This is a genomic window from Streptomyces zhihengii, from assembly GCF_016919245.1.
Taxonomy (GTDB): Bacteria; Actinomycetota; Actinomycetes; order Streptomycetales; family Streptomycetaceae; genus Streptomyces; species Streptomyces zhihengii.
On sequence record NZ_JAFEJA010000001.1, the window covers coordinates 6,378,513 to 6,392,673 of the forward strand.

A 14,161-nucleotide genomic window follows, 5' to 3' on the forward strand; every position below is an offset into this window, starting at 1 on the left:
GCGTGAACCGGTTCGGCGCGCACGCCGTGCCGTTGTCAGGGAGTGGAACAGCAACCGGCCACCCCCGCCCGCACCACCTCCCTGACCCCGATCACCGCACCCGCGTCGCGAGGAGATTCCGTGACCACCGATGCACCGCCGCCCCCCGGCGGCTCGGACACCAGCCCGGCCCAGCCCACGACGGAGCAGTTCGTCCAGGTGCAGGAGAGTCCGGAATTCGGCGAACTGCGCAGTACGTACCGTTCCTTCGCCTTTCCGCTGACCGTCGCCTTCATCACCTGGTACCTGCTCTACGTCCTGCTCTCGAACTACGCGGGCGGCTTCATGGGCACCAAGCTCTTCGGCAACATCAACGTCGCCCTCGTGCTGGGCCTCGCCCAGTTCCTCACCACGTTCCTCATCGCCTGGTTCTACTCGCGGCACGCGGCCGCGAAGCTCGACCCGAAGGCGGACGCCATCAAGTCCCGTATGGAGGCCGACGTATGAGCCCCGCCCTGCACCTCGCGGCGGAGAACGCCACCACCGAGCACCGGCCGCTGATCATCACCCTGTTCGCCGCCTTCGTCGTGGCGACCCTCTTCATCACCGTGTGGGCCGGACGCCAGACCAAGGACGCGTCCGACTTCTACGCGGGCGGCCGCCAGTTCACCGGCTTCCAGAACGGCCTCGCCATCTCCGGCGACTACATGTCCGCCGCGTCCTTCCTCGGCATCGCCGGCGCCATCGCCCTCTTCGGCTACGACGGCTTCCTCTACTCCATCGGCTTCCTGGTCGCCTGGCTGGTGGCCCTGCTCCTGGTCGCCGAACCGCTGCGCAACTCGGGCCGCTACACGATGGGCGACGTGCTCGCCTACCGGATGCGCCAGCGGCCCGTCCGCACCGCCGCCGGCACCTCCACCATCGTCGTCTCGATCTTCTACCTGCTCGCGCAGATGGCGGGCGCGGGCGTCCTCGTCTCGCTGCTGCTCGGCATCACCAGCGACGCCGGAAAGGTCGCGATCGTCGCCCTGGTCGGCCTGCTGATGATCGTCTACGTCACCATCGGCGGCATGAAGGGCACCACCTGGGTCCAGATGGTCAAGGCCGTCCTGCTCATCGCGGGCACCCTGCTCATCACCTTCATGGTGCTGTGGAAGTTCAACTTCAACATCTCCGACCTGCTCGGCAAGGCCGCCGAGAACAGCAAGCACGGCGCGGCGTTCCTGGAGCCCGGGCTGAAGTACGGCGCCACCGAGACCTCGAAGCTGGACTTCATCTCGCTGGGCATCGCCCTGGTGCTCGGCACCGCCGGCCTGCCGCACATCCTGATCCGCTTCTACACCGTCCCCACCGCCAAGGCCGCCCGCAAGTCCGTGAACTGGGCCATCGGCATCATCGGCGCCTTCTACCTGATGACCATCGCGCTCGGCTTCGGCGCCGCCGCGATCGTCGGGCCGGAGACGATCACCGAGTCCAACAAGGCGGGCAACACGGCCGCGCCGCTGCTCGCCCTGCACATCGGCGGCACCGACTCGGCCTGGGGCGCGATCCTGCTCGCGGTGATCTCCGCCGTCGCCTTCGCGACCATCCTCGCCGTGGTGGCCGGCCTCACCCTGGCCTCCTCCTCGTCCTTCGCGCACGACATCTACGCCAACGTCATCCGCAGGGGACAGGCCACCGACAAGGAGGAGGTCCGCGCGGCCCGCTGGGCGACCGTCTTCATCGGCATCGTCTCCATCGGGCTCGGCGCCCTCGCCCGCGACCTGAACGTCGCCGGCCTGGTGGCCCTCGCCTTCGCCGTCGCGGCCTCCGCGAACCTGCCGACGATCCTCTACAGCCTCTTCTGGAAGCGGTTCACCACCCAGGGCGCCCTGTGGTCGATCTACGGCGGCCTCGCGACCTCCGTGCTGCTGGTCCTCTTCTCCCCGGTGGTCTCCGGCAAGGCCAGCTCGATGTTCCCGGACGTCGACTTCGCCTGGTTCCCGCTGGAGAACCCGGGCCTCATCTCCATCCCGGTCGGCTTCCTGCTCGGCTGGCTCGGCTCCCTGCTCTCCAAGGAGGAGCCGGACAAGGGCAAGTACGCGGAGCTGGAGGTGAAGTCCCTGACCGGCGTGGGGGCCCACTGACCGGACAGACGTACCGGGTGGCGCGGCCGTGTCGTAGGGTCCTACGACACGGCCGCGCCCCGGCTCGTGTCAATCGGACCGGTTCGCCGGCGGCGCCCTGGCGTAGGCTCGAAAGCGTCGTATCCGCGAACCGGGGAGGGGGCCCACAGTGCTCATCGACACCTATGGCCGGGTGGCCACCGACCTGCGCGTCTCCCTGACGGACCGCTGCAACCTGCGGTGCACGTACTGCATGCCCGAAGAGGGCCTGCAATGGCTGGGGAAGAGCGATCTGCTCACCGACGACGAGATCGTGCGGCTGATCCGCCTCGCCGTCACCGGCCTCGGCGTCGAGGAGGTGCGCTTCACCGGCGGCGAGCCCCTGCTGCGCCCCGGACTCGTCGGCATCGTCGAGCGGGTCGCCGCGCTGGAGCCGCGCCCCCGGATGTCGCTCACCACCAACGGCATCGGCCTCGGCCGCACCGCCGCCGCCCTGAAGGAAGCCGGTCTCGACCGGGTCAACGTCTCCCTCGACACCCTGCGGCCCGACGTCTTCAAGACCCTCACCCGGCGCGACCGCCACCACGACGTCCTCGCCGGCCTCGAAGCGGCCCGCGCCGCCGGCCTCACCCCGGTCAAGGTCAACGCCGTCCTGATGCCCGGCCTCAACGACGACGAGGCCCCCGAGCTGCTGGCCTGGGCCGTCGAGCACGACTACGAGCTGCGCTTCATCGAGCAGATGCCGCTGGACGCCCAGCACGGCTGGAAGCGCGACGGGATGATCACCGCGGGTGACATCCTGGCCTCCCTGCGCACCCGCTTCACCCTGACCCCCGAGGGCGACGGGGCCCGCGGATCCGCACCCGCCGAGCGCTGGCTCGTCGACGGGGGACCGCAGCGCGTCGGGGTCATCGCCTCGGTGACCCGCCCCTTCTGCCGCGCCTGCGACCGCACCCGGCTCACCGCCGACGGGCAGGTGCGCAACTGCCTCTTCGCCACCGAGGAGACCGATCTGCGGACGGCGCTGCGCTCGGACGCCCCCGACGAGGAGATCGCCCGGATCTGGAAGCAGGCCATGTGGGGAAAGAAGGCCGGATCCGGACTGGACGATCCGTCCTTCCTTCAGCCCGAGCGGCCGATGTCAGCCATCGGCGGCTGATTCCCCGGCGGCCTCCCGGCGCTGCCACTCGGCCAGCGCCACCACGTCCTTCAGGAAGCCCCGCACTCCGAGGAACTGCGACAGGTGCTCGCGGTGCTCCTCGCAGGCCAGCCACGTCTTGCGGCGCTCGGGGGTGTGCAGCTTGGGGTTGTTCCAGGCGAGGACCCAGACGGCCGCCGTGCGGCAGCCCTTCGCGGAACAGACCGGGGTTTCGTCACTCACCGGATCATTGTCGCAACATGGCGACGCCGAGCAGCCACGGGGGGAGCTGCCCGGCGTCGGTCCGTCGCTCCGACGGGGGATGCGGAGCGCGTACGAAGTATGTCACGGGTAACGGCCCGGCGGGCACAGGAACTTCATGATTGATCTGAGCTTTTCTTGAGGTTCTCGGACTGTCCGGTTTCCGGGCGTCCGGCGGCGGGGAGCGCCGCGGCCGCGGGGTGCGCGGGCCCCGGCAGATACGCCGAGGGCAGCGACGGCGCGTTCTCCCGGCCCGCGTTGGCGATGACGACCGCGACATACGGCAGCAGCACGCCCAGCGCCAGGGCCACCACGGCCACATGGCGTTCGACGTCCCACAGCACCGCGGCCAGCACGACCGACACCGTCCGCACCGACATCGAGATCACGTAGCGCCGCTGCCTGCCGCGCACGTCGTCGGCGAGGCCCTGGCGCGCGCCCGTGATCCGGAAGACCTCCGGCTCACCCCGTCTGTGCATGCTCCACCACCCGCATCCCGCGCCGGACGTTCCCGGACGGCCGTCCCTGACAGTCACCCCACGGTACGCCGGGGCCCGCGCCGCCACGAGAGGGGGTGGCCCGCCCCGGAGCGCCGGCCGGCCCCCGCCCCGGGCCGGATCCGCCCCGGGCCCGTCGCCGTCCGAGCCTGTCACGGGCCCGGCGGGCGGCCGCCCCCGACGTGCGGCCCGCCGCAAGCGGGCAGAGACTGACAGGCGTAACGGCTCACACGGAGCGGTTCGAGGAGGCGGACATGGGCTGGTTGTGGGCGATCATCGTGGGATTCGTGCTCGGCCTGATCGCGAAGGCGATCATCCCGGGCAAGCAGCACAGCCCTCTCTGGCTGACCACGATCTTCGGCATCATCGGCGCGATCATCGGCAACGCCCTCGCCAGGGCCTTCGGCATCGACGAGACGGCGGGCATCGACTGGGGGCGGCACATCCTCCAGCTCGCGGCCGCGGTCGTCATCGTCTTCCTCGGCGACATGGCCTATGTCTCCGTGCGGGGCGGAAAGCGGGAGCGGGCGTAGACCCCGCCCCCGGGGACGACGGACGGCCGCGGCCGGGAGACCTTCGAGGTCTCCCGGCCGCGGCCGTCGCGTGCGTCCGGGCTCAGCCGGCCGTGACCTCGACGGCCGCCAGGTTCCGCTTGCCGCGGCGCAGCACCAGCCAGCGCCCGTGCAGCAGGTCGGCCGCCACCGGCACCGCGTCCTCGGCCGTCACCTTCACGTTGTTCACGTAGGCGCCGCCCTCCTTCACCGTGCGGCGCGCACCCGAGCGGCTCGGTGCCAGGCCGACCTCGGTCAGCAGGTCGACGACCGGCAGCAGCTCCGGCACCCGGGCGTGCGGCAGCTCCGACAGGGCGGCGCGCAGCGTCGCCTCGTCCAGCTCCGCCAGCTCGCCCTGGCCGAACAGCGCCTTGGAGGCGCCGACCACCGCGGCGCACTGGCCGGCGCCGTGCACCAGCGTCGTCAGCTCCTCGGCCAGCGCGCGCTGCGCGGCACGCGCCTGCGGACGCTCGGCCGTCTGGAGCTCCAGCTCCTCCAGCTCCTCACGGGAGCGGAAGGACAGGATCCGCATGAACCGGGAGATGTCCCGGTCGTCGGTGTTCAGCCAGTACTGGTAGAACGCGTACGGCGTCGTCATCTCCGGGTCGAGCCACAGCGCCCCGCCCTCGGACTTGCCGAACTTGGTGCCGTCCGCCTTCGTCATCAGCGGCGTCGCCAGCGCGTGGACATGCGCGTCCGGCTCCAGGCGGTGGATCAGGTCGAGCCCGGCCGTGAGGTTGCCCCACTGGTCGCTGCCGCCCTGCTGGAGCACGCAGCCGTAGCGCCGGTACAGCTCCAGGAAGTCCATGCCCTGGAGGAGCTGGTAGCTGAACTCCGTGTAGCTGATGCCCTGTTCGGACTCCAGCCGGCGGGCGACCGAGTCCTTGGTGAGCATCTTGTTGACCCGGAAGTGCTTGCCGATGTCCCGCAGGAACTCGATCGCGGACATGCCCGCGGTCCAGTCCAGGTTGTTCACCATGACCGCGGCGTTGTCCCCCTCGAAGGAGAGGTACGGCTCGATCTGCGACCGCAGCCGGTTCACCCACAGGGCGATCGTCTCCGGGTCGTTCAGCGTGCGCTCGGCCGTCGGCCGCGGGTCGCCGATCTGCCCCGTCGCGCCGCCCACCAGCGCCAGCGGCCGGTGCCCGGCCTGCTGGAGGCGGCGGACGGTCAGCACCTGCACCAGGTGGCCCACGTGCAGGGACGCCGCGGTCGGGTCGAAGCCGCAATAGAAGGTGACGGGGCCGTCCGCGAGAGCCTTGCGCAATGCGTCCTCGTCCGTGGACTGGGCGATCAGCCCGCGCCACGTCAGCTCGTCGACGATGTCCGTCACAGTTCTTCCGTCCTCGTACCCGTGGTCCGTCATGAATCGTGGGCCAGTCTATGGCCCTCCCGCGGCCCGGAGGCCGGGGGAGGAGGCCGTCAGACGCCCTTGCTGACCGAACTCATGTTGAAGTCCGGCACCCGCAGCGCCGGCATGGCCGCCCGGGTGAACCAGTCGCCCCACTCGCGCGGCAGCGTCTTCTCCGTCCGTCCGGCCTCCGAGGCCCGGCCCAGCAGGCCGACCGGCGACTCGTTGAACCGGAAGTTGTTCACCTCGCCGACCACCTCGCCGTGCTCCACCAGGTACACGCCGTCCCTGGTGAGACCCGTCAGCAGCAGGGTGGCCGGGTCGACCTCGCGGATGTACCAGAGGCAGGTCAGCAGCAGACCCCGCTCCGTCGAGGCGACCATCTCCTCCAGCGACCGCTCGCCGCCCGCGTCCAGGATCAGGTTGTCCGCGCCCGGCGCCACCGGCAGACCGGTCAGCGCGGCGCTGTGGCGGGTGGTCACGAGCCGCTCCAGCTTCCCGTCGCGCACCCATTCGGCCGGCGCCAGCGGCAGACCGTTGTCGAACACCGAGGCGTCGTCCCCGGAGGAGTGGGCGATCACGAACGGCGCCGACTCCAGACCCGGCTCGTGCGGATCGCTGCGCAGCGTGAGCGGCAGCGGCGACAGCCGCTCGCCGACCCGGGTGCCGCCGCCCGGCTTGGAGAAGACCGTACGGCCCTCGGCCGCGTCCCGGGCCGCCGACGACCAGAGCTGGTAGATCAGCAGATCGGCGACCGCCGTCGGCGGCAGCAGCGTCTCGTAGCGGCCGGCCGGCAGCTCGATCCTGCGCTCCGCCCAGCCGAGACGCCGCGCCAGCTCGGCGTCGAGCGCGCCCGGGTCCACGTCCTTGAAGTCCCGGGTCGACCGCCCCGCCCACGCCGAGCGCGAGCGGTCCGGCGACTTGGCGTTCAGCTCCAGCGTGCCGCCGGGCTGGTCGTGCCGCAGCCGCAGACCCGTCGAGGTGCCGATGTACGTCGACGTCAGCTCGTGGTTCGCGAAGCCGTACAGCTCGCGGCCGCCCGCCCGGGCCCGCGCGAACGCCTCGCCCAGCGCCGGGGCGAAGTCGGTGAAGACCGCCGACGTCGTCTCGGCCGGAGCGTCGGTGAAGTCGGGGGACGCCGGCACACCCGACACCAGCGGCTGCGCGTCCTCGGCCGGGCCGGCGCCCCGGGCGGCGTCCTCCGCCGCCCGGACCAGGGCCTGGAGGTCCTCCGACGTCACGGCCGACCGGGAGACCACCCCGGACGCGGTGCCCTCGGAGCCGTCCACGGTCGCGACGACGGTGAGGGTGCGCCCGCGGGTGACGCCGTTGGTCGTCAGGGCGTTGCCGGCCCAGCGCAGGTTCGCCGACGACTGCTCGTCGGCGATCACGACGCAGCCGTCGGCCGTGGACAGCTCGAGCGCGCGCTCGACGATCTCGTGCGGCCTGGTGGTACGAGCGCTCATCGACCCGCCTCCTGGGTGGTGTTCAGACTGTGCTTGCCCGGGGGGCGACCCCCGGACCCCCGGCAGGGGGTCCCCGGCGTGATGTCCACGCTCATCGACCCGCCTCCTGGGTGGTGTTCAGGATGTTGACGCCCCGGAAGAGGGCGGAGGGGCAGCCGTGGGAGACCGCGGCGACCTGGCCCGGCTGGGCCTTGCCGCAGTTGAAGGCGCCGCCGAGGACATACGTCTGCGGCCCGCCCACCTGCTCCATCGACCCCCAGAACTCGGTCGTCGTCGCCTGGTAGGCGACGTCCCGGAGCTGCCCCGCCAGCCGGCCGTTCTCGATGCGGAAGAAGCGCTGCCCGGTGAACTGGAAGTTGTGGCGCTGCATGTCGATCGACCACGAGCGGTCGCCGACCACGTAGATCCCGCGCTCCACCCCGCCGATCAGGTCCTCGGTCGACAGGCCGCCCGGATCGGGCCGCAGCGAGACGTTCGCCATCCGCTGCACCGGCACGTGCGAGGGGGAGTCGGCGAAGGCGCAGCCGTTGGAGCGGCCGAGGCCGGTGAGCTTCGCGATCCGGCGGTCGAGCTGGTAGCCGACGAGCGTGCCGTCCTTCACCAGGTCCCAGCTCTGCGCCTCGACGCCCTCGTCGTCGTACCCGATCGTCGCCAGCCCGTGCTCGGCGGTGCGGTCGCCGGTCACGTTCATCACCGTGGAGCCGTACGCCAGCTTCCCGAGCTGGTCGAAGGTCGCGAACGAGGTGCCCGCGTACGCCGCCTCGTAGCCGAGCGCGCGGTCCAGCTCCGTGGCGTGGCCGATCGACTCGTGGATGGTCAGCCACAGGTTCGACGGGTCGACGACCAGGTCGTAGCGGCCCGCCTCGACGCTCGGGGCGCGCATCTTCTCCGCCAGCAGCCCCGGGATCTCCTCCAGCTCCGCGTCCCAGTCCCAGCCCGTGCCGGTCAGGTACTCCCAGCCCCGGCCGACCGGGGGCGCGACGGTGCGCATGGAGTCGAACTCGCCGGACGTCCCGTCGACGGCGACCGCGGTGAGCTGCGGATGCAGCCGCACCCGCTGCTGGGTGGTGACCGTGCCCGCCGTGTCCGCGTAGAACTTGTTCTCCTGCACGGTGAGCAGCGAGGCGTCCACGTGCGCGACGCCCTCCGCGCCGAGCAGCCGCGCGCTGAAGTCGGCGAGCAGGCCCGTCTTCTCCTCGTCCGGCACCTCGAAGGGGTTGACCTCGTACGAGGAGATCCAGGTCTTCTCGGCGTGCACCGGCTCGTCGGCCAGCTCCACCCTCTCGTCCGAGCCGGCGGCGGCGATCACCTTCGCGGAGAGCTTCGCCATCGCGACGGCCTGACCGGCCACCCGGGCGGCGGCGTCCATGGTCATGTCGACCCCGGAGGCGAACCCCCAGGCGCCGCCGTGCACCACCCGCACCGCGTAGCCGAGATCGGTGGTGTCGGACGACCCGGCGGGCTTGGCGTCGCGCAGCCGCCACGATGCGCTGCGCACCCGCTCCAGCCGGAAGTCGGCGTGCTCGGCGCCGAGCGCGCGGGCCCGGGCGAGCGCCGCGTCGGCGAGCGCGCGCAGCGGCAGCGCGAGGAACGCCGCGTCGAGGGAATGAGGCACGGAATGTCTCCTAATCGTCGAGACGTGGTCGCCCCGATCATGTCGCGCCGGGAGGGCTCTTTCCAGCGAGTTCGCCCGGAGGGGAGCGGAGGGTCTTCTGTAGGGACCCGACAGTGCCGGACACACGGCGCTGTCAGGCCCCGATTCTCCGTACGGGGTCCCGGACCGATAGTTTGCAGACGTACCAGACCGCAGAGGGAAAGGGTGATCCGTTGAGCCGCTCGGTTCTCGTCACCGGAGGAAACCGGGGCATCGGCCTCGCCATCGCCCGCGCGTTCGCCGCGGGCGGCGACAACGTCGCGATCACCTACCGGTCCGGGGAGCCCCCGGCCGGTTTCCTGGCGGTCAAGTGCGACATCACCGACGCCGAACAGGTGGAGCAGGCCTACAAGGAGATCGAGGAGAAGCACGGTCCCGTGGAGGTGCTGGTCGCCAACGCCGGTGTCACCAAGGACCAGTTGCTGCTGCGCATGTCGGAGGAGGACTTCACCTCCGTCCTCGACACCAACCTCACCGGCACCTTCCGCGTCGTCAAGCGCGCCAACCGCGGCATGCTGCGCGCCAAGAAGGGCCGCGTCGTGCTGATCTCCTCGGTCGTGGGCCTGCTCGGCTCCGCGGGCCAGGCCAACTACGCCGCCTCCAAGGCCGGGCTGGTCGGCTTCGCCCGCTCGCTCGCCCGTGAGCTCGGGTCGCGCAACATCACCTTCAACGTCGTCGCCCCCGGTTTTGTCGACACCGACATGACCCAGGTGCTCAGCGACGAGCAGCGCGCCGGCATCGTCGCCCAGGTGCCGCTCGGCCGTTACGCGCAGCCGGATGAGATCGCCGCCGCGGTGACGTTCCTCGCCTCCGACGACGCCTCGTACATCACTGGAGCCGTCGTTCCCGTCGACGGCGGATTGGGCATGGGTCACTGATCACATGAGCGGAATCCTCGCCGGCAAGCGCATCCTCGTCACCGGTGTGCTGATGGAGTCCTCCATCGCCTTCCACACCGCCAAGCTGGCCCAGGAGCAGGGCGCCGAGGTCATCCTGACGGCGTTCCCCCGGCCCACGCTGACCGAGCGCATCGCCAAGAAGCTCCCGAAGCCCGCCAAGGTCATCGAGCTCGACGTCACCAACGACGAGCACCTGAACCGCCTGGCCGACCTCGTCCGCGAGGAGCTCGGCGGACTGGACGGCGTCGTCCACTCCATCGGCTTCGCCCCGCAGGACGCCCTCGGCGGCAACTTCCTGAACACCCCCTTCGAGTCGGTCGCCACGGCCATGCACGTCTCGGCGTTCTCGCTGAAGTCGCTGACCATGGCCTGCCTCCCGCTGATGGAGGAGGGCGGCTCGGTCGTCGGCCTCACCTTCGACGCGCAGTTCGCCTGGCCCCAGTACGACTGGATGGGCCCGGCCAAGGCCGCGCTGGAGGCCACCAGCCGCTACCTCGCCCGTGACCTCGGCAAGCAGAAGATCCGCTGCAACCTGATCTCGGCGGGCCCGATCGGCTCCATGGCCGCGAAGTCCATCCCCGGCTTCAGCGACCTGGCCAAGGTGTGGGACGACCGCTCCCCGCTGGAGTGGGACATGGCCGACCCGGAGCCCACCGGGCGCGGTGTCGTCGCCCTGCTGTCCGACTGGTTCCCGAAGACCACGGGCGAGATCGTCCACGTCGACGGCGGCGTGCACATCATGGGTGCCTGACCTGCGAGGACACCGACGGGCGACGCCCCGGCACCGCTTTGGGCGGGGGCCGGGGCGTCGCCCGTTCGGCCCTGTGGCCGGGCGGCCGCACCCGGGGGCGGCGAAGCTGAGGGAGCAATCTTCCTTGTGGTGCTTTTGCGGCGCTCCGCGCGCCGCAGTTCGGCCGAGGGGGTCCTGCTTGTGCGTACGACATGGCGTGACGCCTCCGTCCTGGCCGCAGCGGCGCTCCTGCTGTGGACGGTTCCGACGGCCTCCCAGTCCTTCCGCCAGCAGGCGGACCGCCCCTCACGGCACAGCGTCGAACGGCCCCCGGTCTACCGGGCCGACTGCCGCACCGAGATAGACGGCTCCACCGTCACCGCGTACTGCCACAACCCCAACCCCGGCGCCGACCGGGTGCGGCTGCACGTCGAGTGCGACCGCTGGTGGGACGTCGACGCCGACACCGCGGCCGTCGACCTGTTCCCGGCCGGATACGCCGAGCTCACCCAGCGCTGCTGGAAGGAGATACGCGCGGTCTGGGTCAGCCACCAGCCCCCGCGGGCCGCCTGAGGCACATGAAGGGGTAGCTCGCCGCCTCCGCGGCCGCGGTCTCCCCGTCGCCCGCGCGGATCGCCTCCACCAGCCGCGCGTGGTCCATGTGGTGGGCCGGCCGCAGCTCCCCGCCCACGTCGTCCCGCAGCCAGTCGCGCAGCAGGTCGGCCAGGTCCGCGTACAGCTCCGTCAGCACCTCGTTGTGCGAGGCCGCCACCACGGCGAGATGGAAGGTCGCGTCCGCCGCGACGAACCGCTCGGCCTCGCCCGACTCCCACGCCTCCTCCCGCCGGGCCAGCAGCGCGTCGAGCTGCGCCAGGTCCTTGGGCGTGCGCCGCTCGGCCGCCAGCCGCGCCCCCGACGACTCCAGGGTGGAGCGCAGCTCGGCGACATGGCGGGGATCGGCGTCGGCGAACCGGCGGTGCATCACCCCGGCCAGCTCGCTCGTCGCCACCACGTACGTCCCCGAGCCCTGCCGGATGTCCAGCAGCCCGTTGTGCGCGAGCGCGCGCACGGCCTCGCGGACCGTGTTGCGGGCGACGCCGAGCTGCTCGACGAGCTCCGGCTCGGTGGGGATGCGCGAGCCGACCGGCCACTCGCCGGAGGTGATCTGGTTCCTCAACTGCCCGATGACCTGGTCCGACAGCGCGGAACGCCGGGGGGAGGTCAGCGCCATGGTGCTCCCTTTCGTGAAGGCCGTCCCGGCCCGTGCCGCGCACGAGTGGACAACCAATCATCCCATGATTCTATGATGGTGCACATGTCTGACGAGACCCGAACCCTGAGACCCGCTCGCGCGGCAGCCCCGTCGTCCCAGGATTCTGCCGCCCGCCCCGCGCCCGGTGCGCGTACGGTCTGGGCCACCCGGCTCGTCGTCGCCGGCATCGTCCTCGCCGCGCTCAACCTCCGGCCGGCCGTCACCAGCCTCGGTGCGCTCCTGGAGGAGGCCCGCGTCGACCTCCACATGAGCGGCACCGTCACCGGTCTGCTCACCTCGGTGCCGGCCCTGTGCTTCGCCGTCTTCGGCACCACCGCGCCCCGGCTCGCCCGCCGCTTCGGCCCCGCGGCCGTCGTCTGCGCCGGCATGGCCGCCATCACCGCAGGCCTGGTGATCCGCCCCCTCGCCGGCGGCGCCGCGGGCTTCCTCGCCGCGACCGCGCTGGCCCTCGTGGGCATCGCGGTCAGCAATGTGCTGATGCCGGTCATCGTCAAGAACTACTTCCCCGACCGGGTCGGCCCGATGACGGGCGTCTACTCCATGGCGCTCGCCGCCGGCACCTCGCTCGCCGCGGCCGCCACCGTGCCCATGACGTCCGCCCTGGGCGGCAGTTGGCGCACCGGACTCGCCGTCTGGGCCGTACTCGCCGCCGCCGCCGTGCTGCCCTGGCTGGCCCTGCTCCGCGACCGCGCCGGATCCGGGACCATGCCCGGCGCCGCCGGCCGCGCCGCGGACACCCCCGCGCCCCCGATCACCCGCAGCCCCACCGCCTGGGCCCTCGCCTGCTTCTTCGGACTCCAGGCCACCGGCGCCTACATCACCATGGGCTGGATGCCCCAGATCTTCCGCGACGCCGGGGTCTCCGCCTCCGCCGCGGGCGTGCTGCTCGCCGTGACCATGGCCATGGGCATCCCGCTGGCCTTCGTGATCCCCCGGCTCGCGGCCCGGATGCGCAACCAGGGCCCGATCGTCGTCGCCCTCGGTCTGTGCGGGGTCACCGGCTACCTGGGCCTGTTCCTCGCCCCGGCCGCCGGGGCATGGGCGTGGGCGATCCTGCTGGGCGTGTCCAACTGCGCCTTCCCGCTCGCCCTGACCATGATCGGCATGCGGTCCCGCACCGGGGCCGGGGTCGTCAGGCTCTCCGCGTTCGCCCAGTCCGCCGGCTATCTGATCTCCATCCCCGGGCCGCTGCTGGTCGGCGTGCTCTACCAGCACAGCGGCGGCTGGACGGTGCCGCTGCTGCTGATGGCGGGGCTCCTGGTGCCGCAGATGGTGGCGGGCGTGTTCGCGGGGCGGGACCGGACGATCGAGGACGAGAAGCGGATGCGAGACTGACCCCATGCCTGTGCTCGAACCGAACCCCCAGAACGGCCAGCGGAAGCTCCTCGGGATCTTCGGCCTGATCCTCCTCATCGGCGTCGTCATCTCGATCATCGCCACCATCGCCGCCCCCTGAGCCGCCCGGCCGCCGCGCCGGGCGGTCCCCGCGTGTGGCGACTGCGCCGGGGTGCGCCCGACGGTATCCCCGCGTGGGGCGACTGCGCCGGGGTGCGCCCGACGGTATCCCCGTGTGGCGAGTGAGCCGAAGGGGCGCGGGCGGTGCCGAAAGGGAGAGCGCGCGGAGGTCCCGAGGAACGAGGGATCGAGCACGGTCGACCGTCGGGACCGTCTTGAGCGCCCCGGAGGCGAACCGAGCCCGGGGAAGGCAGGCACGGTCGACCGTCGGGACCGTCTTGAGCGCCCCGGAGGCGAACCGAGCCCGAGGAAAACAGGCACGGTCGACCGTCGGGACCGTCTTGAGCGCCCCGGAGGCGAACCGAGCCCGGGGAAGGCAGGCACGGTCGACCGTCGGCGCCGTCTTGAGCGCCCCGGAGGCGAACCGAGCCCGGGCAAGATGGTGGTGCTGGCACCACCAACCCTTAGGGGGGCAGGCTCAGGGGGAAGTGGGTGGCTCGCCGGATGGGGCGGGGGTGACGTGGTCCGTAGATTCGGGGTACTGAATCCACGGACCCCGGGAGCCGGCCATGCCGCACCGCACGCAGACCCCGTCCCACCCCAGGACCCCGGGGGTCGGCGGTGCCCGTCTGCCCTGGTGGGCGCTGGCGCTCCCGGTGCTCGCCTTCGCGGCTCTGCTGACGCTGATCGCCGGTCCCGCCGAGGCGCACGCCGCCGGCGGGAGCTCTCCGGCGGCGGGGCAGGTCGTCGAGCTGATCCGTGGGCTGCTGATGCGCTGACGGCCCCGCCCCCTTCGGGGGGA

The 14,161-nt window shown here is 71.9% G+C and carries 16 protein-coding genes; 10 read left to right on the forward strand and 6 right to left on the reverse strand.

What is annotated here, in order from left to right; translation table 11 throughout:
- Nucleotides 1–120 precede the first annotated feature (120 nt).
- The 3 genes from JE024_RS27155 (at nucleotide 121) to moaA (ending at nucleotide 3,243) form a co-directional block, all read left to right on the forward strand.
- Nucleotides 121–486, forward strand: a complete 366-nt coding sequence (locus JE024_RS27155; RefSeq protein WP_205376097.1) for a DUF485 domain-containing protein — start codon at nucleotides 121–123, stop codon at nucleotides 484–486.
- The gene (locus tag JE024_RS27160; protein ID WP_205376098.1) at nucleotides 483–2,105 is read left to right on the forward strand and encodes a monocarboxylic acid transporter; all 1,623 of its coding nucleotides are present in this window, start codon (nucleotides 483–485) and stop codon (nucleotides 2,103–2,105) included. The genes JE024_RS27155 and JE024_RS27160 overlap by 4 nt, the downstream gene beginning before the upstream one ends.
- Before the next feature lie 148 nt (nucleotides 2,106–2,253).
- On the forward strand, nucleotides 2,254–3,243 hold the full coding sequence (moaA, locus tag JE024_RS27165; RefSeq protein ID WP_205376099.1) for a GTP 3',8-cyclase MoaA: 990 nt from the start codon (nucleotides 2,254–2,256) through the stop codon (nucleotides 3,241–3,243).
- Here the strand turns inward: moaA and JE024_RS27170 are convergent.
- The gene (locus tag JE024_RS27170) at nucleotides 3,226–3,465 is read right to left on the reverse strand and encodes a hypothetical protein (protein ID WP_205376100.1); all 240 of its coding nucleotides are present in this window, start codon (nucleotides 3,463–3,465) and stop codon (nucleotides 3,226–3,228) included. The two genes, moaA and JE024_RS27170, sit on opposite strands and share 18 nt — an antisense overlap.
- A 134-nt stretch (nucleotides 3,466–3,599) precedes the next feature.
- A complete protein-coding gene (locus JE024_RS27175; protein ID WP_205376101.1) occupies nucleotides 3,600–3,962 on the reverse strand; it encodes a DUF3099 domain-containing protein in 363 nt (120 codons plus the stop codon).
- A 272-nt stretch (nucleotides 3,963–4,234) separates the two neighbouring features.
- On the opposite strand from JE024_RS27175, the gene JE024_RS27180 reads away from it, so the two are divergent.
- Nucleotides 4,235–4,513, forward strand: a complete 279-nt coding sequence (locus JE024_RS27180; protein WP_205376102.1) for a GlsB/YeaQ/YmgE family stress response membrane protein — start codon at nucleotides 4,235–4,237, stop codon at nucleotides 4,511–4,513.
- 82 nt (nucleotides 4,514–4,595) lie between these two features.
- On the opposite strand, the gene tyrS is transcribed toward JE024_RS27180, so the two are convergent.
- From tyrS to JE024_RS27195, 3 genes are all read right to left on the reverse strand, one after another.
- Nucleotides 4,596–5,864 (reverse strand): tyrosine--tRNA ligase, encoded by a 1,269-nt coding sequence (tyrS, locus tag JE024_RS27185; RefSeq protein WP_205376749.1) that lies wholly within the window; start codon nucleotides 5,862–5,864, stop codon nucleotides 4,596–4,598.
- Nucleotides 5,865–5,953: 89 nt separating this feature from the next.
- Nucleotides 5,954–7,348 carry a metallopeptidase TldD-related protein gene (locus JE024_RS27190; protein ID WP_205376103.1) on the reverse strand — a complete coding sequence of 465 codons (1,395 nt, stop codon included), beginning with the start codon at nucleotides 7,346–7,348 and terminating at the stop codon, nucleotides 5,954–5,956.
- 91 nt (nucleotides 7,349–7,439) lie between these two features.
- A complete protein-coding gene (locus JE024_RS27195; RefSeq protein ID WP_205376104.1) occupies nucleotides 7,440–8,963 on the reverse strand; it encodes a TldD/PmbA family protein in 1,524 nt (507 codons plus the stop codon).
- Nucleotides 8,964–9,175: 212 nt separating this feature from the next.
- Between JE024_RS27195 and fabG the strand changes: the two genes are divergently transcribed.
- The 3 genes from fabG to JE024_RS27210 all read left to right on the forward strand — a co-directional run bounded on the left by fabG (nucleotide 9,176) and on the right by JE024_RS27210 (nucleotide 11,204).
- A complete protein-coding gene (fabG, locus tag JE024_RS27200) occupies nucleotides 9,176–9,880 on the forward strand; it encodes a 3-oxoacyl-[acyl-carrier-protein] reductase (RefSeq protein WP_205376105.1) in 705 nt (234 codons plus the stop codon).
- 4 nt (nucleotides 9,881–9,884) lie between these two features.
- Nucleotides 9,885–10,652, forward strand: a complete 768-nt coding sequence (gene fabI / locus JE024_RS27205; RefSeq protein ID WP_205376106.1) for an enoyl-ACP reductase FabI — start codon at nucleotides 9,885–9,887, stop codon at nucleotides 10,650–10,652.
- A 180-nt stretch (nucleotides 10,653–10,832) separates the two neighbouring features.
- On the forward strand, nucleotides 10,833–11,204 hold the full coding sequence (locus JE024_RS27210; RefSeq protein ID WP_205376107.1) for a hypothetical protein: 372 nt from the start codon (nucleotides 10,833–10,835) through the stop codon (nucleotides 11,202–11,204).
- On the opposite strand, the gene JE024_RS27215 is transcribed toward JE024_RS27210, so the two are convergent.
- Entirely contained in the window at nucleotides 11,176–11,862 is a 687-nt protein-coding gene (locus tag JE024_RS27215) for a FadR/GntR family transcriptional regulator (RefSeq protein WP_205376108.1), read from the reverse strand. The genes JE024_RS27210 and JE024_RS27215 overlap by 29 nt on opposite strands.
- An 84-nt stretch (nucleotides 11,863–11,946) precedes the next feature.
- Between JE024_RS27215 and JE024_RS27220 the strand changes: the two genes are divergently transcribed.
- The 3 genes from JE024_RS27220 to JE024_RS27225 all read left to right on the forward strand — a co-directional run bounded on the left by JE024_RS27220 (nucleotide 11,947) and on the right by JE024_RS27225 (nucleotide 14,138).
- Nucleotides 11,947–13,239, forward strand: coding sequence for a CynX/NimT family MFS transporter (locus JE024_RS27220; RefSeq protein WP_205376109.1), 1,293 nt, complete (start codon nucleotides 11,947–11,949; stop codon nucleotides 13,237–13,239).
- Nucleotides 13,240–13,243: 4 nt separating this feature from the next.
- Nucleotides 13,244–13,360: an SGM_5486 family transporter-associated protein gene (locus JE024_RS41965; protein WP_280521568.1), complete on the forward strand. Its 117-nt coding sequence runs from the start codon at nucleotides 13,244–13,246 to the stop codon at nucleotides 13,358–13,360.
- A 568-nt stretch (nucleotides 13,361–13,928) separates the two neighbouring features.
- Nucleotides 13,929–14,138, forward strand: a complete 210-nt coding sequence (locus JE024_RS27225; RefSeq protein WP_205376110.1) for a hypothetical protein — start codon at nucleotides 13,929–13,931, stop codon at nucleotides 14,136–14,138.
- The last annotated feature ends 23 nt before the right edge of the window (nucleotides 14,139–14,161 follow it).

What these genes read in the sequence shown, in the direction of transcription:
- JE024_RS27160 (WP_205376098.1), top strand. Translation starts at nt 483, where the DNA reads ATGAGCCCCGCCCTGCACCTCGCGGCGGAGAACGCCACCACCGAGCAC.
- JE024_RS27175 (WP_205376101.1), bottom strand. Translation starts at nt 3,962, where the DNA reads ATGCACAGACGGGGTGAGCCGGAGGTCTTCCGGATCACGGGCGCGCGC.
- JE024_RS27180 (WP_205376102.1), top strand. Translation starts at nt 4,235, where the DNA reads ATGGGCTGGTTGTGGGCGATCATCGTGGGATTCGTGCTCGGCCTGATC.
- JE024_RS27190 (WP_205376103.1), bottom strand. Translation starts at nt 7,348, where the DNA reads ATGAGCGCTCGTACCACCAGGCCGCACGAGATCGTCGAGCGCGCGCTC.
- fabI (WP_205376106.1), top strand. Translation starts at nt 9,885, where the DNA reads ATGAGCGGAATCCTCGCCGGCAAGCGCATCCTCGTCACCGGTGTGCTG.
- JE024_RS27215 (WP_205376108.1), bottom strand. Translation starts at nt 11,862, where the DNA reads ATGGCGCTGACCTCCCCCCGGCGTTCCGCGCTGTCGGACCAGGTCATC.
- JE024_RS27220 (WP_205376109.1), top strand. Translation starts at nt 11,947, where the DNA reads ATGTCTGACGAGACCCGAACCCTGAGACCCGCTCGCGCGGCAGCCCCG.
- JE024_RS41965 (WP_280521568.1), top strand. Translation starts at nt 13,244, where the DNA reads ATGCCTGTGCTCGAACCGAACCCCCAGAACGGCCAGCGGAAGCTCCTC.
- JE024_RS27225 (WP_205376110.1), top strand. Translation starts at nt 13,929, where the DNA reads ATGCCGCACCGCACGCAGACCCCGTCCCACCCCAGGACCCCGGGGGTC.